Genomic DNA, 24,388 nt, shown 5'->3' on the forward strand with positions numbered 1-24,388 from the left:
CGTTAAAGTTGGCGCACTGAGCGCTAACAATTCATTCAAGCCGAACCCGCTTCGCGAGTCGGCTTAATTCAGGCGTTGAACGACAGCTTTCCCAAAAGCTCTACGGCTGCTCTGGGTCGACACCGGTAATCGGATCGTTGCCGCACTGAACAGCGCCCCGTTCCAGGTCGCCTCCATTTATGCGGCTGAACCGAGGGAGAGCAGCTTTACGCCGTCTGGCCGCAGTTCGCCCTTGGGCGACACGTGCCGGTAGAGCGTCTGCCGGGTAATCCCGAGTTCTTCGCAGAGATCGCCCACCTTGGTTTCCGGTTGCCCCATGCTGGCCATCGCCAGGCGTAGCTTGGCGGCGGTCATCTTGAAGGGGCGCCCCCCTTTCCTGCCGCGAGCGCGCGCCGAGATAAGTCCAGCGACTGTTCGCTCGGAAATCAACTCACGCTCGAACTCGGCCAGCGCGGCAAAAATACCGAACACAAGCTTGCCGGCGGCAGTCGTCGTGTCGACCGCCGCACCGTGACCGGTCAGGACCTTCAGGCCCACGCTACGCGCAGTTAGGTCGTGCACGGTGTTGATCAGGTGGCGCAGATCACGGCCAAGCCGATCGAGCTTCCACACGATCAGCGTGTCCCCTTCACGAAGCGCCTTCAGGCAAGCAGCCAACCCTGGGCGATCATCGCGCCTGCCCGAGGCCAGATCCTCGTAAAGGTGCGCAAGGCTCACACCAGCGGCGATGAGCGCATCGCGTTGCAAATTGGTGGACTGGGATCCGTCCGCCTTCGATACCCGCATGTAGCCGATCAGCACCTTTTCACCCGTCACGTATACGTTCGATTATGTGACAGTGTGAGCCGGAAAGCTCTATCCGTCAAAATTTGTCACTTAACCCGTCATTTTGTTTAAGACATGCAAAGGGTGCATCAGGCAGGTAATGTGACAGAAATTCCGGCGGGATGCCTTCCTTCACGAAGGTGGCGCGCAACCGTTCCAAGGAAGCGGGATCGCGCCGACCATAGGAAGCCAACGCGAACAGCGAGCGTGCCGTCTCGGGGTTGTGTCGCGCTTCAATGATGGCCTCGTCGATGGCCTGGACTGCACGCTGCCAGTGATTGATGGGCTCGGGCTTCGGCGCTTTCGTCGGCAGGCCACTGGTGAACCCGGTTTGGGGCTCGGACCAGAATAGCTTTGCCTGCTCGCCTGGCGGGCTGATGTCCCTCACCTCAATCAAGCTGATTGCCGTTGCCGCCGCCTCCAGCATCTGTAACCGTACTATCGGATTCAGGGTTTCATACGGTCGCCACAGACTTTGCCCAGCACGCAGCGGATGCCCGCAGCCTTCCCAGACTTGGCGGGGATACCCCGCGCAGGTTCCGCACGCGGAAAGCGGGGTGTTCAGCTCATCGAGCAGCGTGCGAAGAAGTCGAAACCACAATCCGGCGTGGATGCGTCGGCGCGGCAGCTCCACGTGACCGGTTGTCAGTGCCTGCCAGGTACGCTGGTCCATCGCCGCAATCGCGTCGCTGGCGGTGCGCGGTTCGGCGTCGGCGTTCTCCCAGCCGAGAAACCGCCCTGGCACGCCCCAATAGGATTCCAGCCAGCAGCCATGCAGCGGGCAGCTCAGCATCAGGGGCAGCTTCCACGCGAGCAGTACGGCTTGGTTCTCCGGATCGCTCAGGCAGAGCGGACAGGCGCGGTTTATCGGCTGGCTGGGCAGCCAGGCACGCCAGCTCGTGATGGATCGCGTCTTACGGCGGAGTCTTGGCAGCAACACCGAGAGCTGAAACGCATAGGTTTCCAAGGCGTCTGGAATCTGGTCATCAAGGCTGTCCAGTAGCCAAGGCACCCATCCGGCGAAACTCATACAGCGCAGCCGGTCCAGCTCGATGCCGCTCCGCTGGGAAAGCAACGCCAGCAGCGAGAGTGGTGGCGCGGTGTCCAGGTCATCGACCTGGCCGTGACCAAGATCGTGCTCCAGCAGGTCGGGCTCCTCCATGTGATAGCAAAGGGCCACGCGGTTGAGCCATGAGGACAGCGCCTCGCCTTCTTTCGGGGCGGGATGCAGCGGCCAGCGCGGCGCAGGCTTCACATCAGTTCCCGCTCGAATTGCCGCCGCCGCTCGCTGGGTCCGGTGTAAACGGCCATGCTGAGTGTGCGATGGTTGATCGCTTCCTCGCCGCTCTCCACGGCGACGATGGCCGCCGCCATCAGCAAGTGCGCCAGTTCCCCTATGGTGCCCTCGCTGCGTGTGAGCAGGTAGCGAGCCATGTCCAGCGTGGCAATTGGGGAAGGCCGGCGCAGCGGGAGCGAAGCGGCGAAGCTGGCCAGCAGTGAGCAGCAATCGTCGTTGGCCTCCCATACCGGCAGCATCATCGGCTCGAAGCGATTTTCCAACTGGTCATCGGAGCGGATGGCTAGGTAGGCGTCGCGCGTGCCTACCCCAACCAACGGGATGCGCAGTTCGTTGCCGAGGAAGCGCAGCAGGTTGAGGAATTCCCGGCGGTTGACGCTGTTGCCGGCCAGCACGTTGTGCAGCTCGTCGATCACCAGCATGCGCACGCCGACCTTGCGCAGCAGTGCCAGAGCCAGTTGCTCCATTTCCGGCAACCGTGGGCGTGGGCGCAGCGGCGCGCCCATCGCGGCGAGCAGCGCGACGTAGAAGCGGATCACGGACGGCTCGGACGGCATCTGCACGACCAACACCGGGATGTGCTCCTGGTCGGCGTCGGAGCTGGCCGGGTGGGTGCGGCGGAACTTCTCGACGATCATCGACTTGCCATTGTTGGTCGGGCCAACCAGCAGCAGGTTGGGCATGCGTTGCTTGTTTGGCCACGCATAAAGGGCTTCCAGCCGGTTCAGCGCCTCGACTGCGCGCGGATAGCCGATCCAGCGGTCGGCGCGAAGGCGCTGGATGCGCTCGTCCGCCGGAAGACGGGCCAAGCCCTGGGCCGCCGGCAGCAGGTGGGACAGGTCGATGATGGGATATTCGTCCACGGCTACCACTCCTCAATCTGGTCGAACGGTTTGGCGGGTGGCAAGTTGTCTGCCTGCGGGTCGGCAATATCCGTATCCGGCGGAACGGGCTTGTCCGGCCGAGCTGATGTCTTGAGGTGCTGGCGGCGATCCGCGTCACGCCGCGCCTTGCGTGTGGCCTTCTGCGCGCTGGTCACAATCTCACGCATCTGGCCGATCATGCGGAACAGCGCCGACTCATCCACCTGTTCGCGCCCTTGCTGCCGCAGTTTCGCCAGCGCCTGCCGTTGTTCCCAGAGGGTGACAGCCGGATGCGACAAGGTACGGTAGGGAATTTCCAGGTAATGCTGTCCCTCCGGTTCCAGGACCCAGATACGGCTGATGTCGCGCGGATCGCGCCGGATCAGAAAGGACGGCCAGCGTTCACGCCGCGCAATCCACGGCTTGAGCGCATCGGCGTAGTAGTGGATGTGGTCGATGACAAAGCCGGTGCGGGTCAGCGTGCGCCGGAGGATCGGCAGAAAATCGACCAGGAACGAAGTAGCGCGTGTGACGACGGCCGGTACGCCGACACGCGCCACGGCCTCGGCCCAGCGCGCGGCCGGCGGTTGGAGCAGGCCGTTGTGCACCGAACCGTGGTAGGTGCCGACCGCCAATGTGAGCCAGCGCTCTAGCTCGCGCAGCGTCAGGGCGGCCTTGTTTTCGGAATCGTAGTCGCCGCGCTGGTCAGGGTTGGAGAAGGTCGTTCCCGGCAGTTCGTCGTGAATCATCTGCATCGCCGTGCCGATGATCCGTTCCACGATGCCGCCATAGTGCGGCTGTCCCAGCGGGCGATAGTCCAGCCGGATGCCATGCTGCTCGCAACCCCGGCGCAGGGCCTCGCTCTTGAACTCGGCCGCGTTGTCTAGGTAGAGCAGCAAGGGCTTGCCGCTCATCTGCCAATCCATTTCCACGTTCAGTCCTTCCAGCCAAGGGCGCTTGTCGCAGGCGACATGCACGAGGCACAGGCCAACCGAAACGGCAGACGGCGCTTCCAGCGTGACGACCATGCCGAGCACGCAGCGGGTGAACACGTCGATGGCGAGGGTCAGGTACGGGCGGCCAATAGGTTGCCGGTCGCGGTCATCGACCACGATCAGGTCGATGACCGTATGGTCTATCTGCACCTGCTCCAGCGGCGCGGTCACGGCAGGAGGCTCGCCGCCCACACCTTGTAGGTCACGAGCGGCATCCTGGCCTTCCCGCCGGCGGATGACCTTGCGCGGGTCAAGGCTAGCGATCCGTAAGGCCACGGTATTGCGCGCCGGCACTCGCAGTTTTTGAGCCTTGCACACCTGAGTGACTTCGCGGTGAAAGGCCGCTAGGCTGCGCTTCTGCTTGGTCAGGAACCGCTTTTGCAGTAGCTCGTGGATGACGCGCTCGACCGGTTCCGGCAAGCGCCCCTTACCTTTACCTCCACCGGACTGGCCGGGCACCAGATCCGTCACGAGGCCGCTGCCTTGCCGGGCACGCCGGATCAGAACGTATACCTGGCGCCGAGACAAGCCCAGCGCCTGAGCCGCCATATCGGCCGCTTCGTGCCCGACCGTCTCCGACTGCGCCAACGGACTGATGATCTCCGCACGACGGCGCGCACGCTCCCAAGCCTCATCAGGCAGAGTGGCCACGCCTTGTTCTGGAATCCGTGGGGTGTCCGTCGCCATGCTCACCTCGCTTTGGTGCACACGAGTATTGAGCATAGTCGAGATTGGTGCAGATCACTTCTGATATTGAACTGTCAGGAGCTGGCTGCACAACAGCCATTACGCCCAATCAACTGGTGCAGTCGTCTTCTGAAAATGACAATTTGGCCATGCGCCAAAAGACCACCCATCTGGGCCGGCGTTGTGGATTTTCTGACGCTAGGGGATGATTAGATCAGACTGCAGCTCCAAGAAGGGTCAGCGCTGCCCTACAGGCACGGCCAACGACAGATTCGGCAGCAGAAGGTAGATTCTTCAGGATAAGTCACAAAGCCCCCTATTTGCGAGTTGGACTTCGTCGGTTGCGATCTTCCCGTGCGCCGGAAGCCGTAACGAGTTTTCTAAATGTGCGCTGGCCAAAGCCTTCGCAAAGGGGAGCTGCCGGCAGGTCACACGCCTCTATCGCTACCAGATGATTCCCGAAGCGGATCGGGATGGTGCCTCGCGTCAGCTAACCTGGACGCGGCGCGCCTGGCCGCACTAATAATTCTAGTAAAATTGCCGGGTAAGATGCTCGTGCGGAACCGCTATTTGCGAAAACGCGCATCTGTTATTCGCGCTCACGCACAAACCCGCTGACTTCCCAAAGAATCCACTTGGCGATCTGATGAGTTCTTCCTACAACTAGGAATATGGATGGGGGGCGCAATCTGCTAGATGCTGTCGGACCGGCGCTTTACGGCGCGCGGTGGCAGAGCCCGCTTGCGCGCGATCTTGGCGTCACAGACCGGACTATGCGGAACTGGGTCGCGCAAAAGCACGAGGTTCCGGACCACGTTCCCCGTCAGCTTCATCGTCTGCTGCTCGAGCGCGGCAGCGCAGTACAATCCACGATTGCGCTCGTCGAGCGCCACCTCCACAGGGCCGAATGATGCTTCAGACGATAGTAGACGCATGCGAGTTCAAGCAGGACGCGCTGGAATACGCTCTATCCAAGCAGGTTGAGGATCTCGGCGACCTCGCCGAACACAGTGAGGCCGACGCTCGCAACTTTTTTGAGAGAACCTACGTTACCGACGGCATGGCGCAATTGCTCAGGCATGGTCTGCGGCGCCTGTCTGGAGGCAATGACCAAGCCACCTTCGAGCTGCGCCAGGCGATGGGTGGCGGTAAGACGCACTCCATGCTGGCGCTGGGCTACCTTGCGGCGCACCCGAGCGTTGCCGGCGCAGTCAGCGCACGCATCACGGAAGGCTTCACGCCGCGACCGGCCAAGGTCGTCGTGATAAGCGGCCGCAATATTGACCACGATAAATTCCTGTGGGGGTCTATTGCCGAACAGCTAGCCAAGGGCGATGAGTTCGCACGCTTTTGGAGCAACGGGGCTCGTGCGCCCAACGAAGGCGATTGGATCAACCTGATCGGCGACGCGCCCGTCCTGATCTTGATCGACGAACTCCCTCCTTATCTTGATAAGGCGGTCACCATCACAGTCGGGTCCGGCACGCTTGGGGACGTCACGTCGGCGGCGATCTCCAACCTCTTGTCAGCAGCAATAAAGCTTCCCCGCGTCTGCATTGTGCTGTCGACGCTCGTCGGCCAGTACAAGTCAAGCGCCGAGCTTTCGCGCATTATGTCCCAGATTACCAACGAGGCGCGCCGGCAGGCGAAGCCGATCACCCCCGTCGAGCTTGGCTCCGACGAAATCTATCATATTCTTCGCAAGCGCCTTTTGGCGCGCGAGCCCGCGCCCGCCGTCATAGAGAGTGTCGCCGACGCCTACGGGCGTGTGCTCGCGGATGCGGTGCGATCAAAAACGCTGGAGCGCGCGGCGGAGAAGATCGCGGACGAGGTCGCAGCCACCTATCCCTTCCATCCGAGCCTCAAAACCGTGGTCGCGACCTTTAAGGACAACGAGGGCTTCCGGCAGACGCGCGGCCTCATGACGATCGCTGCGCTCATGATCCGCTCTGTCCAGAAGCGGAAGACAAACGACGTGTATCTGATCGGTCCGCAGCACCTAGACCTTGCCGACCGTGGCATCCGGGACATGGTAAACAATATCTACGACCTGGACGCGGCTATTACCGTTGATGTGGTAGATACCGGGTCGAGTGACGCACACGCCGAGCTGATCGACGCTGATGCTGGGAATGATGCCGCCAGCCAAGCCGCCCGGTTGATCCTGATGGCATCGCTCGCCGAGTCCTCGGACGCGGTAAAGGGACTTCAGCCCGCGGACATACTCTCTTTTTTGGTAGCTCCGCTGCGCGAAGAGAACGACTTCGTCGCCGCACTCGAGAATCTAACCTCCAAGTGTTGGTATCTGCATAAGCGAGACAATGGTTCATGGTACTTTTCGAAGAACGAAAACCTAACCAAGAAGATCGAGAACATGGCGCGCAACGCGCCGCCTCACAAAATCGAGCAAGACCTCGCCCGCCGGCTTGAGGAGATATTCACCGCCCGCCGTCGGACTGCCTACACACGTGTGCTCGCCATGCCAAAAATGGACGAGATTAATACCCGCGGCGACCGCGCTCTGATCGTCCTCTCGCCTGACGCGAAGGTGCCGCCGGATAAGGCGCGCAAACTCTTCGAGCTCACCAAGGACAGGAACAATTTTGGCATCGTCAGCGGTGAGGGGTTGGACCTCGCCTCCGTTGAGGAGAAGCTCAGGATCGCCTATGCAATTGCTCGCGTCCTTGACCAGGAAGGCCCCGGAAGTCCGAATAGGCCTGACCTCGAGAATCGTGCATCGGATGCCGAGCTTGACGTCTATCAGACCATCGCTTCTACACTGAACAAGATCTGGTATCCAGGACGCGACTCCAGCGGCGAATGCCTGCTCGGCGCCACCTTGAAGCTAGACAATTTCCGCCTCAATGGAGCCGCCGGCTACGATGGCGAGACCGCGGTAGAAAATGCCCTTACTGCCACTGGCAGTAAGAAGCTCGTGACCGACATCGAAATGAATTACGAGATGCTCGTCGAGCGTGCCGAAGATATACTTTGGCCGCCGCACACCCGCACGACGCTTTGGGGCGACATTCAAGACAGGGCGATGAGTAACGTCCGGTGGCTCTGGTTGCCCCGAACTGGCCTCGAGGAGCTACGCCGCCTCGCTATCTCGCGGCAGCGCTGGCGGGGCACCGACACCGGCAGCATCGAGAAAGGGCCGTTTCCCAAGGAGAAGACCAGCGTCGGCGTCATTGAGGCGGCCTACGACGAGCAGACCGGAATCGCCACGATCAACGTGCTGGCGAAGAATGCTGGGCGACGCGGTCGCATCTACTGGTCGACCTCTCCAGACGTCTCCACGTCCTCGCAACGTCTGGATGAGCCGAGGTTTGAGACCGCAGAGATGCGCATCTACTTCCTGGCAGTGGACCCCGAGGGCGATCACGAGACCGGCGGAGCCTTCGCCTGGACGAACAAGCTTAATCTCACCCATAATCCCAAGCCGGCGGGTACGGGCTACGAGGTGACGCTATCGGTCGTCCCATCCGGAGAGATCCGATGGAACACGGACGCCACCGTCGCGAGAGAGGGCAAACTCTATGGTGGGCCGATACGTCTTGATGGGGAAAAGGACGTTGTCATCTACGCCTATGCGGAGGCCGCCGGTGTCAGCACGACGAAGGAGTTCAAGATCCCGCGTCGCGAGGGCGATGGGGCGAAGATCGACCGCGAACGACCGGCGCGAGCCAAAAAAGCAGTGCAAGTCACGACAACGGACAAGGTTTTCGCTGTCATAACCAAGGGCAAGGAGGCCCGCGTCCGCTTCCGCAACGTGCTGGTCACGGTCGGCTCTGGAAGCAGGAATGTCAGCACGCACTTTGGCTCTGAGGTTGACGTCACCGCCGAGGCAATTGAGCGCATCACCAAATACGCGCGGACAGAACTCGGAGATGACAACGCGGACGTGACAATCAGTTGGAAGAGTGCCGACGTCGACCGTGCGGCCGACCTCGACGATCTCATGGCAGCGATCAGTGAAACGCTCACCATAGGCGAAATCGAACAGAGCTGAGAGAATCCGGACAGGATGGCCCGCACAAGGAATAGAGATGTCAAGCAGACCCACTGCCGGATTCGGCGTGCCGGAGAATGAAATCGATCCGCAACACTTCATCGTGCGGATCAGCCCATCTGGGCGCGAGCTGGTTACCGTCATTGAAGACTACGGCATCTCCGGCCCCAAGTTTGACTCCGAGGAGAACGGCCCAGTCGACCAAGTACTACGCTGCCGGGTGGACCCGCGACGTTGGAGGATGGTCGCTACACCGCTCAGAAACGCATTCAACGAACGTCTGAAGAGCCGAAAATTGCGGTCGGGTCGGTGGGAGGCCGGCGATAACCGGGTTCACCGCTTGCTCGGACGCGAGATGTGCGTGCTGCTTTGGGCGATCGATGAGTGTGACGAGAGCTTGGTTCCGGCGGCGGTGAATGCCTGGACAGGTCTGCGTCCAGAGGAACGCTGGTGGCTCTATGCGATGGCTGCCCACAATTCGGGCAAGGCCGACGAATATAACCGGGGTTGGCGCAAGGCGATCCGCTACGGACTTACAGAAGGTGCGGCGCTGCCGGACGCGTACCGGCCGACGCTGCTGGAAGGGCTCTGATGACAGTGACGACACTCGATAGGCGCGAGATCAAGGTGCGCACGCTGGCCGATGCCCCGGCTTTGATCGAACGGCTTTGGCCGGCTCAGAAGCTCTCCGCCGAAGCGAAAAAGGAACGCAAAGCAGGATCAGGTCAGACCCTTACGGCGCTGGGCTCGTACTGGAAGGGTCGCAAGCCGCTTGTGCTTGTCCGCGCCTGCATTTTGGGTAGCCTGCTTCCTGCTACAGACAATCCGGAAGCAGACCTCAGGATTTTCGAGCGTCTCATGGCGATGGATGACCTCGCGTTCGGAATTCGCGACAACCGCACGAGCGTCCCGCAACTTGCGACGCTCGCTTTGAAGCAAGGTGTTCTTAAGGATCAGTTTGTCTGCAAAGACGGCTCGGCGATTCTCGCTGAACAGTCGGCTGCGGCATCGGAATTGTTACAGGATCACCAGTTCAGCGAACGGCTCCGGACAGCGATATGGAACCCCAAGATCACTGCAAAAGAGCGGATCCATATCAAGGCGATGCTGCTTTCCGCGGTGCCATACGAGGAGCGAGTGTCGCGATCGCTTCGACCCGAGGAGCTCGGCAGAGAGGACTACGCCGATATCTGGCGAGAAGTAAACGAGCATCTTGGCACTAGCGCCAATAGCCATGCCGAGCTCGTTGAGCAGCTTGGCATCATGCGCTTTGGACGGAAGCCGAAGATTGCCGACACTTTCTCGGGTGGTGGTTCAATCCCGTTCGAGGCCGCAAGGATGGGTTGCGATGTACATGCCTCAGACCTTAACCCTATCGCTTGCATGCTGACTTGGGGAGCGCTCAACATCATCGGCGCTTCCGCGGCCGGTCATGCCGAGATGAAGGCGACGCAAGCCGCGCTATCATCGCGTGTCGATCGCGAGATCACGATGCTCGCTATCGAGCACGACGAAGTCGGCAATCGCGCTAAGGCCTTTCTGTATTGTCTGGAGACGCGGTGCCCTTCATCCGGCTGGATGGTACCACTACTGCCGTCCCGGATCATCAGCAAGACGAGGAGCGTTGTAGTTCAACTTGTCCCCGATCGCGAGAACCGTCGCTACGAGATTGAAGTCGTGGACGGTGTAAGCACTGCTCAGCTGAAGGCAGCGGAAACAGGCACGCTCGTGGATGGATATCTGGTCCATAGCGTAGATGGGGAACTGCATCGCACATCCATTAAATCGATTCGAGGTGACCATCGGGCACCTGATGGATCCAGCAAGAACCAGCTACGCCAGTGGGAAAAGGCCGACTTCATTCCTCGCGGCGACGATATTTTCCAAGAACGTCTCTACTGCATCCAGTGGATTATCGCCAAGACGGTCGGAAAACAGCGCTATGAGACCTTCTTTTCCTCAGTCAATGACTCCGATCTACGTCGCGAGAAGAAGGTGCAGTCGATCGTCCGCGAGAACCTGGCGAAATGGCAAGAGGCAGGATGGGCTCCCGATATGCCGATCCTCGACGGCCGCGAGACTGAAGGTCCGATCAGGACCATGGGCTGGACCTACTGGCATCACTTTTTCAATCCACGACAGCTTCACATGCTGTCCTGCTTTCGACGTTTTGCGGATCCCGATGCACCGCACGAGGCCCTGCTGCTAGCCAAGCTCGCTGACCGCATGGCGCGTAACACACGTTGGGACGCTTCCGGCGAGAAGAGCCAAACTGTTTTCGATACGCAGGGCCTCAAGACGTTCTTTAACTACTCTTGCCGTGCCTTTCCCTATCTTCGGGACTTGGCCGAAGACCTCCCAAATCGTCATGCCCTTACCGGCCACGCCACGATTGAAACGCACCCGGCCGACGATGTTAGGGAGGTCGCGGATATCTTTATCACTGACCCGCCCTACGCGGATGCGGTGCACTACCACGAGATCACAGAGTTCTTCATCTCTTGGCTTAGGCGCAATCCGCCATCGCCATTCGACCAGTGGACGTGGGACTCCAGACGTCCACTCGCGATTAAGGGCGAAGGAGAAGATTTCCGCCGGGAGATGGTGGCCGCCTACGGGGCCATGGCAAATCACATGCCGGACAATGGCCTTCAGGTCGTTATGTTCACTCATCAGTCGGGTTCAGTCTGGGCAGATCTCGCACAGATATTCTGGGGGGCGGGGCTGCAAGTCCAGGCTGCGTGGTACATCGCCACTGAAACGACAAGCGAGCTCAGGAAAGGCGGCTACGTCCAGGGGACGGTGATTTTGGTACTGCGCAAGCGGCGTGGGTCAGTTTCCGGATACGAGGACGAAATTGTCCAAGACGTCCGAGCCGAGGTTGCACACCAGATAGACACACTCGTTGGCCTCAACCAGTCGCTAAAGGGCAACGGGCGCGTGGAGAACCTGTTCGAGGATGCCGACCTTCAGATGGCGGGCTATGCGGCCGCGCTACGTGTCCTAACCGGCTATACCAAGATCGACGGCCGCGACATGACGGTCGAGGCGGTGCGCCAGCGGCGAAAGGGCGAGGTAGGTGTCGTCGATCGGATGATCGAATACGCCGTCAGCGTCGCAAATGAGCATATGGTTCCCGATGGGATCAGTGCGCGCTTGTGGCAGCAGCTCAAAGGCCCTGAGCGCTTCTATCTCAAGATGGTGGGACTCGAAGCCGGAGGACACTCGAAGTTGGATAACTATCAGAATTTCCAACGCGCCTTCCGTGTGTCCGACTACAATCCCTTCATGGGCAATGTAAGACCAAATTCGGCTCGCCTAAAGCGTGCCACCGAGTTCGGGCCCCGCGCGGGTTTTGACATTCCCGACTTTGGTGACGGCGCGATTAGGGCCGTGCTGTTCGGTGTAGACGCGTTGGTTAGGGAGGTGGAACCGGAGATTGTTCTTGCACAGCTTCAGGACATCATGCCCGACTACTTTAGGCGTCGACAGGACATGATCGAGGTCGCCGAGTATTTTGTCACGAAGCGAGGACGGGACGACGATGAGGGGCGTCATGCAGGTGTTCTTGCTAACCTCCTCAGGAATGAGCGGCTCTGACACCCATGGAGGAAAACCCTTTCCGTTCCAGCTGCACCCAGTTTGCTGATGGCGGCGGTCTATCGCGCTTCTCTTCTCGGCACGGCCGCCTTTCTCGCACGTACCTCGCCGACCGGCTTAGAGGTGCGCGGACATACGACCGCATCGCGGGTTATTTCCGGTCATCTATCTTCGAGATAGTTGGCGAGGAAATTGAGGCTATCGAAAAGGTTCGTATTGTCGCAAATGCGGATCTCGATGCCGAGGATGTTGAGGCGGCTCAGAAGGTTCGCGACGCCAAACTGTTCCAACGCTTCACCGACGACGACATCGTCGTGGATGCGACAGTGCATCGCGGGCGCTATGCCAAGCTATACGAACTTCTGAGCGCCGGCAAAGTTGAGATACGAGTTGTGCCCAGGACGGTCGCCCCTTTCCTCCATGGCAAGGCTGGCGTCGTCAGAGGTGATAGCGGGGCCGTCGCTTTCATAGGATCAATCAATGAGACGCGGGCCGCGTGGGAACACAATTACGAGCTCGTTTGGGAAGACTCCTCGCCGGAAGGCGTCGAATGGGTGCAGGCCGAGTTCGATGAGTTGTGGGCGCAGGGAAAGCCGTTGCCCGAGGCGATCATTCGTGAGGTTGGCCGACTTGCGGAACGACGCGAGGTCGAAATCGTAGAATTTGCCACGAACCCAGCATTAGTGGCGCCCGCAGCTCTGGTCGAATCCCCGATCTATCGCGACGGCGAATCCCTTCAGCCTTGGCAACGCGCTTTCGTCTCTCAGTTCCTCGCGCATAGAGACACATATGAAAAGGTGCGGGCGCTGTTGGCCGACGAGGTCGGTGTGGGAAAAACGTTGTCGCTCGCGGTTTCCGCCCTGATCTCGGTGCTGCTTGGCGACGGTCCTGTCTTGATCCTTGTTCCTTCCACGCTCACGGAGCAGTGGCAAATCGAGCTGCTCGATCGCCTCGGAATGCCGGTCGCCCGATGGCACAGCACCAAAAAGTGTTGGATCGACCCAGCCGGCCGTACGATCAAGGGCGCAGGAGCGTCGGATGTAGCCCGCTGCCCGTATGCCATTGGGATTGTCTCAACAGGCCTCATCGTCCACGGGATGGACCGCCATGGCAGCCCGAAAGCAGGATCGGAGGCGGAGCACCTCCTTCGGCGGAAGTTCGGCATGGTCATTCTGGATGAGGCCCACAAGGCACGTGGGTCCGAGCCCATTGGATCTACCGCTAGGACGCCGAATAATCTGCTAACGTTCATTGAGCGCATAGCGACGCGGACACGGCATTTATTGCTCTCTACTGCCACACCGATCCAGACGAGCGAGAAGGATCTTTGGGACCTGCTCGAAGCACTTAACCAAGGCGCGGAGTTCGTTCTAGGGACATCGTTCTCCCATTGGCGGCGTCCCGACGTGGTTCTTCCCTACCTCAAAGGCGACAGGCAGGTCGCCGACCTTCGAGAGGGATGGCAGCTCCTCACAAATCCGATGCCGCCGATTGCGGATGATGATCTCATCGCGGACATCCGCGATGCGCTCGAAATGAAGCCGGGTGAGTGGGCGACAACGAAATTCGCGTCCGACATCTCCAATCCCGTGGTCACAGCGAAGGCAGACATGGAACTCACGGGGTTGCGGGAGGGTCTCGGTTATTTCCAGCGCGATAATCCGCTTCTGCGACATGTTGTTCTCCGGAAGCGGCGCGACCTTGAAAAGTTGGGGCTGTTGCCAAGCCTTCCCGTCGAAATTCACCCAAACCGGGACGTCCCGCCGCCAGGCCATCTGTTCAGGGAACTCAGCCTATTCACGTCCGATGCGTTTGACACTGCGTACCAGGCCGTGAACGCTTTCACAAAGGCCTATGCGAAGCGCGACAAGCCGGCTGGCTTCATGAAGACTCTACTATTGCAACGTCTCTGTTCGAGCCAAGCCGCGGGAATCGCGACGGCCCTTGCCCTGATGGGCGAGGGCGAACTTGATGACGATGTTCAGGAGGAAATGGAGGGTGAAGCGTTTGACGCATTAGCGGATGAGCGGCGACACCTGCGCACGATGATTGAGGCGCTCCAAGGCAGCGACGACCCCAAGCTGCGAGCTGTTCAATATTTCCTAGACGAGTACCGATCAGCCTCCCGTTCATGGCGCGAGATGGGATCGATTATTTTCAGCCAATACTACGATACATCGGCGTGGATCGCGGAATCGCTGAGCAGGGCTTATCCTGAGCAGGTCATTGCCCTCTATGCAGGTTCGGGAAAGTCCCGCCTTTTAGTCGACGGCAATGCGACTTCGATCGGCCGCGCGCAAATCAAGAAGCTTGTCGCGAACCGAGATATCAAACTCGTCGTCGCAACAGACGCTGCGAGCGAGGGACTGAATCTCCAGACATTGGGCACGCTCATAAACGTCGACTTGCCGTGGAATCCATCCCGCCTCGAGCAGCGTATTGGACGCATCAAGCGCTTTGGTCAGACACGTACACGGGTCGACATGGCGAACCTAAGTTACGCGGGAACCATCGACGAGAAGGTGTACCGCGTGCTTTCGGAGCGAATGAAGGTATCCAGCGACATTCTAGGTACTCTGCCGGAGACGATCGACGCCGATTGGATCGAGGACATCGAGACGCTGGAAAAACGACTTCGCGACTACACCGTGCCGCGCAAGCGCTTCGACCCGTTCGAATCCAAGTATGCGGCTGGTCTCAGCAAGGACGATCAGCGCTGGGATGAAGCGAGCGCGGTGTTTGCGCGCAGCGACATCGAACGGATCCTCTCGACCGGCTGGCCCACCAAACGTGGATAGTCGTGAGATGATCGGTTAGTCGAGGCGCCGAAGACGTCTTGTTGCCGAGCCTCGCGCGCCTGAGACGGCTGCTTGACCGGCTTGCTCGAGAATGCCGTCTTGGAGGCAATCAAAACTGAGCGTATGTCAGACGATGCGTTCGCCAATCCTCTAGTCGACCGCAAGCCGGCGGACTCTACGAACATTTTGTAAAACGGCGGGCTGCACGAAGTTGGGCAGGCAGGGGGCGTTTTGCGCTCGGCAAAGAGACGGTCTGGTATCACTCACAAAAGTCCGCAATGGGGTCGAAACTTGCCTATCGAGCAGAGGCAGCAACTACCGTGAATCGGTGTCCGAATAATGCACAGGGGCCGCAGCGACGCGCCAATCACTTTTCTTCGCTGAGAATCTTTTCCTCTTGACGACGTAGTCTGATAGGGTGTTCTCCTTTCGTTCTTTTCAGGTGCCATATGCGCAAGCCCGAGACGATCGAACGCCTCTACCTCGACTTTGATGGATTCTTCGCCAGCGTCGAGCAGCAATGCGACCGCCGCTTGCGCGGCCGGCCGATCGGCGTCGTGCCATTCGCCGGCACCGATCGAACCAGCATCATAGCGTGCAGCCGCGAAGCCAAGCTGCAGGGCGTCAAGAACGTCATGGGCGTGAAGGAGGCGAGGGCGCTTTGCCCTGACATCATCCTGGTTCCACAGAAGCCAGACCTCTATCGCCGCGCCCATAACGCTTTGCTGTCCGAGATCGAGACGGTCATCCCGATCGACACTGCCAAAAGCATCGACGAGCTTACCTGTCGCCTGGATGACGCGGGCCGCGCGTATCCAGAAGCACTCACCGCTCGTATCAAACAGGCATTGACCGAAAATATCGGACCATGGATCACATGCTCGATCGGCTATGCCGCCAATCGCCAGCTCGCCAAAATGGCCTGCAAGGCAGGCAAACGCAGCGATAGCCGCTATGGTGACGGCTTGGCCATATGGCGGCCGCAGGATCTTCCAGCGCCTCTGTTCGCCGTTCCCCTGGCCGATATTCCCGGCGTCGGCGACAAGATGGCAAAACGCCTTCATCGCGCCGGCATTTTCACGACGCAAGAGCTCTATGCTGTCCAACCCAAGCACATGCGCCAGCTCTGGCACAACGTCACCGGCGAACGCATGTGGTACGCCCTGCACGGCTACGACATCCAGGCGCCGATCTCCTCCCGCGGCATGTTCGGCCATGGACGCGTCCTGCCCCCCGAAGCGCGCACGATCGACGGCGCCCGCGCGATTTCGCGTCTGCTCCTGGTCAAGGCCGCCCGTCGCCTACGCCGCGAAAACTTCTACGCCGGCGGCCTTTGGCTCTGGCTCTCGCTTCGCGACGATTCATGGATGGGCAAGCGCAGGATACCTGTCGTCAACGACGACCAGGCCATCCTTTCCGCATTAACCGATCTATGGCGCGACGTTCAGACCGCGTATCCGCGCGGCCTCACAATCTTTCGAATCGGCGTCACACTCTATGACCTGTCGCCGGCGGCCGAGCGACAACTCGATCTGCTCCTGAATGACGATCGGCAACGCCGGCGCTGGGAATCGGCTTCCAACGCGATCGACGGTCTCAATTCCAGATATGCCGCCACCGTTGTCAGCGTCGGCCAGTGGCAACCGCCAGCGGGTGGAAACGCCGGCGGCAAGATCTCCTACACACGCATTCCCTCGGCCGAAGACTTTTGGTGACGACATGGGCTGGAAACAGGATCTCCGCGTCGGCGATCTCGCCGAAACACAGAAGCTCGAGGCGCGCTGCCTCAAATGCGGTCACACTCGCTATTTCACCCGGGCAACCATGTGCACATCTCCGGAACGCCAGTTCATGCGCATCGAGGAGGTCGAAGAAGAGGCCACCTGCAGAACCCGCGGCTGTAACGGCCGCATCCGGCTTTCCATGGTGCGCCTCGACGAGCTAACAGGATTTGTTGGAGGCCTTGCCTAAACACGACGATGCGGCGAGGGTTGCGGCAGCAGTCCGAGAAGAGGCACCGACTATGAAGAAGAGGGGAGGCGACGCCGGCGTACTGTCGATACCCCCTCCTGGTTTCATTAAGCCATGTCTTCCAAAACTCGTTGATCGCACGCCCAACGGCGAAAGCTGGGTCCATGAAATCAAACATGACGGCTACCGCCTGGCCGTCCGTGTCGCCGACGGGAACGTTCAGCTCCTTACGCGTCGCGGCCTGGATTGGACATCCCGCTTCCCTTTGGTCCATCAGGCCGCCCAGCTGCTTGCCGCTTCTTCTGCCTATATCGATGGCGAGGTTGTTATCGAGGGCGACAATGGCGTTTCCGATTGGGTTACGCTTCACGCATGCGCCAGCGCCGGCCGATGCCCGCACGCAACCCTATGGGCCTTCGATCTGCTCTTTCTTAACGGCCGGGATCTGAGACGGATTCCGCTAATCGAGCGAAAACAAATGCTCGCCGATCTCATTGGGCCACAGCCCGCCGGGATCCACTACGTCGAATACCTTCAAGGCAACGGCCCCACGATATTCACACATGCCTGCGCCCTTGGCCTTGAAGGCGTCGTCTCCAAATGCCTCGACAGCCAGTATCGATCAGGCAACACCGTTACATGGGTGAAAAGCAAATGCGAGCAACGTGGCCAATTCATCATCGCCGGTTTCATCCCGAACAGCGCTAATGGGCGAGCGGTTGGCGCTCTCGTTCTCGCCGAAAAGGCCGGCGATGATGACCTGAAGCTGGCCGGCCGCGTTGGGACCGGATGGACTACAAAGACAGCCGTCGAGCTTGTCGACGCTTTGCAGATGATCGAACAGTCGGCGCCGCCCTTGACGCTGCCTAAACAAAGCTATCGCAATGTTCGCTGGGTCCAGCCACTCGTTAGCGTCGACGTCGCATTTCGCGGGCGGACAGGAGAGGGGCTCTTACGCCACCCATCCTACAAGAAAATCGTTCACGTTGACCGAGCCAGGCGACGACCTCGCCCATAGGGTCGAACGGGTCTTTAGATCGGGTGGTGGGCACCCGAACTAGCTAGCAGATGCCGAGACTAGGTGCCGGCCACGCCCTCAAGTCTCACCCCAACATACTCCACATCCTCAAAAACATCCGGCTTGCGTGTCTCGACAACGGCACGGATGACACCCTCGCAGGACAGCACAAGGCTCAAAACGCGTCGCGCCACGGTCTCCTGCAACTCGATTTGAGCGGCGCTCTCCAGGGACTTTATGAAGCCGTAGATCTTGTCGTAATCGAACGTTCGATCGATCTTGTCGTTCTCTTCAGCCAGGTCCGCGACATCGACTTCAACGCTCACTATAAGCCGTTGGCTAGCTGTTTTCTCGTGATCGTGAACACCGATCCTCACCATCAGCTCTTGTTTGCGCAGGACGATCGTTTTCCGGACCACGTTCATCGTCATCGGCTCCATTGCCATTCAAAGCGCTGTTGTCCACAAAGACGAGAGATCGAATCAAGGATTCGAGGCGAAAGCAGCAGCGTCGGGCCAGCGGCGCACTCGGAGAGGATGGGCCACTCCGACCGAGGCGACGGCCTCGCTCTCGAACAGGAGGTGCATGCAATGTGGTTTCTACCACTTAGCATCACCCTCCAGATGAAAAGAACCCGGATCAGCTGGTCACTGACACTCCGGGTTCAATTCATGCTGTGAGGAAAGGGGCCGGCCGAAAGGTCGGTCCCACTCCTGCAGGTAATATATAGCCTAACAGCGTCCCTCATTCAATCTGCAACCCACTCCAACGGCCATTCGTCATAGCTTTGGAAGAGCGCTCGGGCATTCTTACTAATCTCCCGCCCTCTCCTCGGCGATCGGCTCTCTCGCCACCGCCCCATACGCCCGCATCTTTTCCTTGGCGTCTTCGTCTTCCAGACGCTCGATCGCCATCGAAACCATCGATTCGATCCCCTCGTTCATGGCCAATGGTTCCACATCCTCATCGGCCTTGCCGAACTCCGCGAACATCGCGTTCAACTCCGAATTCATCCGACCAAAAGTCGAACTGACTTCCTGGCGCTGCAAGATCGGCGAGCGCACCACGTTTAGATCGTCGCGCTCCGCATCTTTGCGCGACAATGACGGCGACCGATCATAGTGTGTCGGCGGAATGAAAGCAGTGTTGCTCAGCTTCTCGACATTTACCTCCAGGTCATCATTATCATCGCCGCGGCCATACATCGCGTTTACGTCGACGTCAGGAAGATCTGGTTCAACGGCCGGCTTTGGCTTCCTTGCCTCACGGTCTCCGGCTCCCTTTGCAGCAGCCTCGCCACCAGGCCGCTCGTCATGCCGGCGGCCCTCGATCGACGATCGGCCGCCAGATGCCTCCTGGCGCTTCTGACTCGCTTCTTCAACCGTCAGGCCGGGCTTGCGGGTCGCATCAAGCCCCAACCGAACCGCCAGTTCGTCAAGCGACGAGAAGAACACATGACGCTCGCCTTTGATGTCCTGCCACAGGAAGTCCACCGGCCGGATGCTGGTTTTCTTAAGCGTTCTGTTCGTCACGCCGGCGCCCTTCAGGGCTGCAACCCGCCGATGAACCGCTTCCGGATCCGGATAGTACATCTGGCGCGTCATCACGCCCTGAAAGGCGTCTAGCCGCGTCATGTACGTCTCGTTGTCCTCGATCGTCCAGGCGCGCGGCTGTATGACCGGCTTGCCGATCGCGCTGTACTTGTCCATCGCACGAAACTGACGTTCACCGCCGGAATCGAGCTTCATGATCCGCATGATCGGCATGCCGGTAACCTGTAGGATCGCCTCTTCAGGCTTCATCTGCATCAGCACATGGACCGGCAGCAACTCCACCCGCACCGGCGCTGAAGACCCACTACGGTCACGCCGGCCGTGCCGATACGAATAGGCGGGCTGGGCGACAAATCCGGTCTTGAAACCCGCAATCTGCGTGACGGCTTGGGCGTCCTCGACGTTCTGAAAGTTCATATAGAGCTTGATAGTTGACGCTCCCATAAGAATCTTTTGACCCGGCCGCTGATACAGCCGCTCCAGCTGCGCGCCATCCTGCAGGATGAAGACGAAGCGCACACCGTTCTTTCGGATCAGCGGCGCCAACGTCAGCACCGTGTCGAGGCGGCCGCCATTGCCAAACTCATCCAGCATCATGAGCACTTCATGCTCGCCGCTGCGCAGCGGTCCCAGCTGCACCAGGTTGTCGGCCATTTGCTGCACAAAGATCGAAATCAGCCGCTCATACATCTGGATGATGTTCCAGTCGGCCTGCAGGTAGATGACCATCTTCTTCTTCCGGATCTCGGTGATCGGAATTGTGGTCACAGACGTCATCGCCTCAATGAGCTCGTTCTGCAGGAAGTTGAACTTCGCGCCAATCTCGGCCGCGATGCCCTCGCCCAGCTTTTCATGACGGCCGATGAACTTGGTCAACTGCATCCGCGTCTGGTCCGACAGATGATCGCCATAGCGCTCGAGCAGCTGCGCGATCGCCGTGCGTTCGTCCGACATCGAGTTGAGAATGCGATACAGCTCGCTTAGCGACTTGCGCGTGTCCGGACACTCGATCACAAAGCCCAGCATCGCCACCAGCAGGATCCTGGCACTCTCTTCCCAGAAATCGTTCGAATCCGACCGCAGCCGTTCCGGCATCAACATCTGCGCCAGCTTCTGCAGATCGGTAATGCGCTGATGCGGATTCTTGCTGATCACATCGAGCGGGTTGAAACAATGCGTGCCATGCTGGCCAGGCGCCATCAGATAGACTTCATAGCCCTTCTGTTTCATGTAGCCGGACGTCTTCTCGTAGAGCTCCCCGCTCATATCGAGAATGAACATCGACCCGGCAAAGTTCATCATCGACGGCATGACGAACGCGCGCGACTTGCCCTGCCCGGGGGAACCAACCACCATGACATGCTGATCGCTGTCAGAGCGCAAAAGCATGCCCTGCTTGTAACCAAGCACCACGCCGTGTTTCTCGCGCAACCGGAAATCATATGCATCCTGCAGCGTCGCCAACCGCGAATCGCCCATCAACTGGCCCTGTCGGCGCGTCACCTCTTTCGCGATCGGAAATCCAATCAGAAACCCTGCGGCCGCCAGCCCGGCGAGCGCCGCAAATACTGTCAACCTCGCCGGCTGCACATACTGGCCTGCGGCGTTTGTCGCTCCAAACGGAGCCTGGTACATCGCGGTCAACGCGTTGCCGTAATAGTTCGCCACAGGCTCAAGCGTCAGACCTTTGGTCGCCACAAGGTAAAAGACGATCCCGTAGGCGATCACGCCGGCCCAGCACGCGGCGAAAACAAGACCTGAAGTCGTTACCAGGCTGAAGGTCGATCGCACATGAAGCAGATAGAGAAACAGGCGTGACAGAGAGCGGCCGCCCTTCAGCATCCACCAGACCACCCAGACATAGATGAAGGGAAAGGCAACCACGAAAGCCAGCACGGACAGCCCGAACGTGTTGCGGGTGAAAACGACCGCCGCGACTTGCCTCAAGCCGTCGGCGTAAGGCGCTATGGTCAGGTAGTCGATAAAGGACGGCTGCCCGAACGACGTGGCGTACATGTCGTAGATCAGCAAGAATGTGCCGAGCCAAATCAGAGCCGCGATCGTCAGCACAAGCGGAAATGTCAGGAACGACAAGCGCTGCAACGGCGACCAGGACTGCGAACGCGGCGTCTCTTCGGCCGCCTGGCGCAAAACCGCCGGATCGATCTCGAATGGATCCTGCTTTAACCCGCTGTCGGCCGAGAATTCGACCGGCCGCCCATCACCCTTTTGCGGGATCTCGATACGCCTCTTATCGTTCTCCTGCGACGCACTCGCCGCCAAGCGATCGCCGTTAATCGCTGCCGTGGACCCTTTGGCCATTTTCGTCAACCTCGTCGCGGAAATAGATCTCGCTGACACCCCGGCTGACTTTCTCGTCGCCCTTGCGAAGCTGGACAACGATTGGGATGATCGAGCGGATGTATCTCAAAATATCGTCCCGATCCATGCGAACACCGGCATTCACGATCAACGTCGATAACCGATTGAACGCCTGCTGCGGTGAGTTCGCATGAATTGTCGTCATCGAGCCTGGATGCCCGGTATTGATCGCATTCAGGAAGTCGAACGCTTCGGCGCCGCGCAACTCGCCCATGAAAATCCGGTCAGGCCGCAAGCGCAGCGCCGTGGCGAGCAAATCTCCCATCGACACTTTCGCCTCACCCTGATCGCCTTTCGAGACAAGCAATGAGACGACGTTTTCCTGCCGAGGTTCCAATTCGCTCGTGTCTTCCATCGTCACGAACCGCTCATGCATCGGGATTGCGGTCAACATCGTATTCAAGAAGGTCGTCTTGCCTGACGACGTGCCGCCCGAAACCAGCATGCTGCGCCTCTCGACGGCCGCAAGCTCAAGAAATTTCCGGATTTCCTTCTTGCGCAGTAAGACTGACAGCTCCCGGTCGACATCATCGATATCACCCTCGCCCGTCACCTTAACGCGCTCGAACGCACCCCGTTTTTCATAATCGTCCAGCGACAGCCGGCGGATAAATTGCTTGCGGATCGAAAAAGCATGGCCAGTCGCTGACGTCGGGCGGTACACGAACTGGACACGCTCTCCCCCCGTCAGAACGGCCGACAGAAGCGGGTTCTCGCGATTGATCACCTGAGACGTCAATGCTGCCGATCGCGTCGCCATCGTCTCTACGGCATACTCGGTCAATCCGGGCTCTTCGATCTTCTGCATCACCAGGCTGCCAGCCTTTTCCAGCCAGAGCTCACCGGGTTTCTGGCAGGAAATTTCGATGACCTCCGGATCGTCCAGATATCGCCGGATCGGCGCAATAGCCTCGCCCAGCCAATGGAGCGCCGTCTCATGCTTGCTAGCGCGCGCGTTCACTTGAAGACCTGCCCTTCCGGCTGCGGGATCCCAGAACGCTGCTCGATCCGAGGACGTGGAGCTCGCTTCAATCTCTTTAGGCGCTCGAACTCGGCCTGCACCGGGTCCACATAAAGCTCCGAGAAATCGAGATCGCGGGTCACGAACACATTGATGTCCGAGCCCTGGTTGATGTGGATCGTCGGCCTGATGTTCTTCGAACTGCCGAATGCCTCGGCCGCCATCTGCTGGATACCGGCTGCGATCGTCTCGGCCGCGATGCCGCGCGCTTCCTCTTCCGGCGACTGATTGCCGGACTGCGGAATTGTCGTCACGCTGCCATCGGGATTTCTGATCGTGATATAATCATTGCGCGATGGATTGCCCAAGGTCGCAACATACTGTGCCGCACCGCCGATCATCGTCAACAGTGCCGGCGGGCCGAAGCGCTCCCAGTACTTCTTGTCGACCCTGCCGGTCATGCCGGAACGGCCGAGGCGATCGGTGCCGAACGAGCCGAGCTGGATTGAAACGCCATCGCCCCTGATCATCCGCGTCCAGACGATGAAAACACGCTCCTGGCCCTGCTCGATGTCCGCCTTATAGTCCCCGATAAGGCTCGATCCAGCCGGGATCAGAATGCGGCGGCCGTCGAACGAATACACATCGTCGCGCACGATCGCCTTCACCATGCCGGCCAGATCGGAATTGATCGCAGTCTCCAACGTGCCACGGATCATCGTGCCTTGTGGGATCCAGGCGTCAGTCCTGTTGTTCTTCTTGGCCGTCGATACGTCAACGTCCTGCGAGCCCATAGCCTGCAGGAAGGCGCGATTTGCATCACCGCCACCGGCCGCTCCACCAACGCCACCGATGCCGCCAGGACCGCCAGCGCCACCTTCCGAGACGATCGGGTTGCCGTCAGCATCCGTTGTACCGAAGATACCACCAGGTGCTGCCGCCGCGACGTTTGCATCGACCCCGGCAGCCGCCATCTGTTGCGATTGATCATACACCATCGCATTCGCCCGAATCCGCTCCTGGAGCCTCTGGAGCCGAGCGAGCTCGATGCATTTCGGATGATCAGGATTGTTTCCGTTCGAGCAGTCGACCGGCATCTCCGCCGGCGGTTGTAACTCCGCCGGCGGAGTTACAACCGCCGGTTCCGCGGAAGGTGGCGGCGGCGGCGGAGGGGGCGCCTCCGGCACCTGCACAACCGGAATTTGCGGCGGTGGGGGCGGCGTGTTGAAAGACGGGTTCTGCGGCGTCTGCAGCGGCGTGAACGTCTCCGTCTCCGGTTCGTTCGTCGCAACCTGCTCTACCGGTGATGAAAACAGCAAATAGAGCACCGTGCCGACACCGAGTGCGGCTACAGCGACGGCCAAAGGCTTGCCAATGCCCATGCCGCGGCGCCTCACAGCGCCGCCGATCGCCCTCTCGTTCTCGA

Annotated in this window: 15 protein-coding genes and 1 pseudogene; 7 read left to right on the forward strand and 9 right to left on the reverse strand. The window is 59.9% G+C overall.

Going from position 1 to position 24,388, the window contains the following annotated elements; genetic code table 11:
* Positions 1-177: 177 nt before the first annotated feature.
* The 5 genes and pseudogenes from NDO48_RS29580 to NDO48_RS29600 form a co-directional block, all read right to left on the reverse strand.
* Entirely contained in the window at positions 178-801 is a 624-nt protein-coding gene (locus NDO48_RS29580) for a recombinase family protein (RefSeq protein WP_003155741.1), read from the reverse strand.
* 61 nt (positions 802-862) lie between these two features.
* Positions 863-2,080, reverse strand: coding sequence for a TniQ family protein (locus NDO48_RS29585; RefSeq protein ID WP_006122485.1), 1,218 nt, complete (start codon positions 2,078-2,080; stop codon positions 863-865).
* Positions 2,077-2,985 (reverse strand): TniB family NTP-binding protein, encoded by a 909-nt coding sequence (locus NDO48_RS29590; RefSeq protein WP_003155746.1) that lies wholly within the window; start codon positions 2,983-2,985, stop codon positions 2,077-2,079. The genes NDO48_RS29585 and NDO48_RS29590 overlap by 4 nt, the downstream gene beginning before the upstream one ends.
* Before the next feature lie 2 nt (positions 2,986-2,987).
* A complete protein-coding gene (locus NDO48_RS29595; protein ID WP_000179844.1) occupies positions 2,988-4,667 on the reverse strand; it encodes a Mu transposase C-terminal domain-containing protein in 1,680 nt (559 codons plus the stop codon).
* A 74-nt stretch (positions 4,668-4,741) separates the two neighbouring features.
* Positions 4,742-4,825, reverse strand: a pseudogene (locus NDO48_RS29600) (EAL domain-containing protein); the annotation flags it as partial.
* Positions 4,826-5,574: 749 nt separating this feature from the next.
* On the opposite strand from NDO48_RS29600, the gene NDO48_RS29605 reads away from it, so the two are divergent.
* From NDO48_RS29605 to ligD, 7 genes are all read left to right on the forward strand, one after another.
* A complete protein-coding gene (locus tag NDO48_RS29605) occupies positions 5,575-8,679 on the forward strand; it encodes an anti-phage-associated DUF499 domain-containing protein (RefSeq protein ID WP_267322120.1) in 3,105 nt (1,034 codons plus the stop codon).
* A gap of 37 nt (positions 8,680-8,716) precedes the next feature.
* Positions 8,717-9,271 carry a DUF3780 domain-containing protein gene (locus NDO48_RS29610; protein WP_095483058.1) on the forward strand — a complete coding sequence of 185 codons (555 nt, stop codon included), beginning with the start codon at positions 8,717-8,719 and terminating at the stop codon, positions 9,269-9,271.
* Complete coding sequence (locus NDO48_RS29615; RefSeq protein ID WP_267322119.1) at positions 9,271-12,279, forward strand: anti-phage-associated DUF1156 domain-containing protein; 3,009 nt, start codon at positions 9,271-9,273, stop codon at positions 12,277-12,279. The genes NDO48_RS29610 and NDO48_RS29615 overlap by 1 nt, the downstream gene beginning before the upstream one ends.
* A gap of 5 nt (positions 12,280-12,284) precedes the next feature.
* A complete protein-coding gene (locus NDO48_RS29620) occupies positions 12,285-15,077 on the forward strand; it encodes a phospholipase D-like domain-containing anti-phage protein (protein WP_267322118.1) in 2,793 nt (930 codons plus the stop codon).
* 449 nt (positions 15,078-15,526) lie between these two features.
* Positions 15,527-16,792: a Y-family DNA polymerase gene (locus NDO48_RS29625; protein WP_267322117.1), complete on the forward strand. Its 1,266-nt coding sequence runs from the start codon at positions 15,527-15,529 to the stop codon at positions 16,790-16,792.
* Between the two features lie 4 nt (positions 16,793-16,796).
* Positions 16,797-17,048: a hypothetical protein gene (locus NDO48_RS29630; protein ID WP_267322116.1), complete on the forward strand. Its 252-nt coding sequence runs from the start codon at positions 16,797-16,799 to the stop codon at positions 17,046-17,048.
* 52 nt (positions 17,049-17,100) lie between these two features.
* Positions 17,101-18,066, forward strand: coding sequence for a non-homologous end-joining DNA ligase (gene ligD, locus NDO48_RS29635; protein WP_267322115.1), 966 nt, complete (start codon positions 17,101-17,103; stop codon positions 18,064-18,066).
* Between the two features lie 59 nt (positions 18,067-18,125).
* On the opposite strand, the gene NDO48_RS29640 is transcribed toward ligD, so the two are convergent.
* The 4 genes from NDO48_RS29640 to virB10 form a co-directional block, all read right to left on the reverse strand.
* Positions 18,126-18,497, reverse strand: coding sequence for a dihydroneopterin aldolase (locus NDO48_RS29640; RefSeq protein ID WP_267322114.1), 372 nt, complete (start codon positions 18,495-18,497; stop codon positions 18,126-18,128).
* Between the two features lie 381 nt (positions 18,498-18,878).
* Positions 18,879-21,941 carry a type IV secretory system conjugative DNA transfer family protein gene (locus NDO48_RS29645; protein WP_267322113.1) on the reverse strand — a complete coding sequence of 1,021 codons (3,063 nt, stop codon included), beginning with the start codon at positions 21,939-21,941 and terminating at the stop codon, positions 18,879-18,881.
* The gene (virB11, locus tag NDO48_RS29650; RefSeq protein WP_267322112.1) at positions 21,913-22,962 is read right to left on the reverse strand and encodes a P-type DNA transfer ATPase VirB11; all 1,050 of its coding nucleotides are present in this window, start codon (positions 22,960-22,962) and stop codon (positions 21,913-21,915) included. Before virB11 ends, NDO48_RS29645 begins: the two co-directional genes overlap by 29 nt.
* The gene (gene virB10 / locus NDO48_RS29655; protein ID WP_267322111.1) at positions 22,959-23,960 is read right to left on the reverse strand and encodes a type IV secretion system protein VirB10; all 1,002 of its coding nucleotides are present in this window, start codon (positions 23,958-23,960) and stop codon (positions 22,959-22,961) included. The genes virB11 and virB10 overlap by 4 nt, the downstream gene beginning before the upstream one ends.
* Positions 23,961-24,388 lie beyond the last annotated feature (428 nt).

Source organism: Aminobacter sp. MET-1, from assembly GCF_026521175.1.
Taxonomy (GTDB): Bacteria; Pseudomonadota; Alphaproteobacteria; order Rhizobiales; family Rhizobiaceae; genus Aminobacter.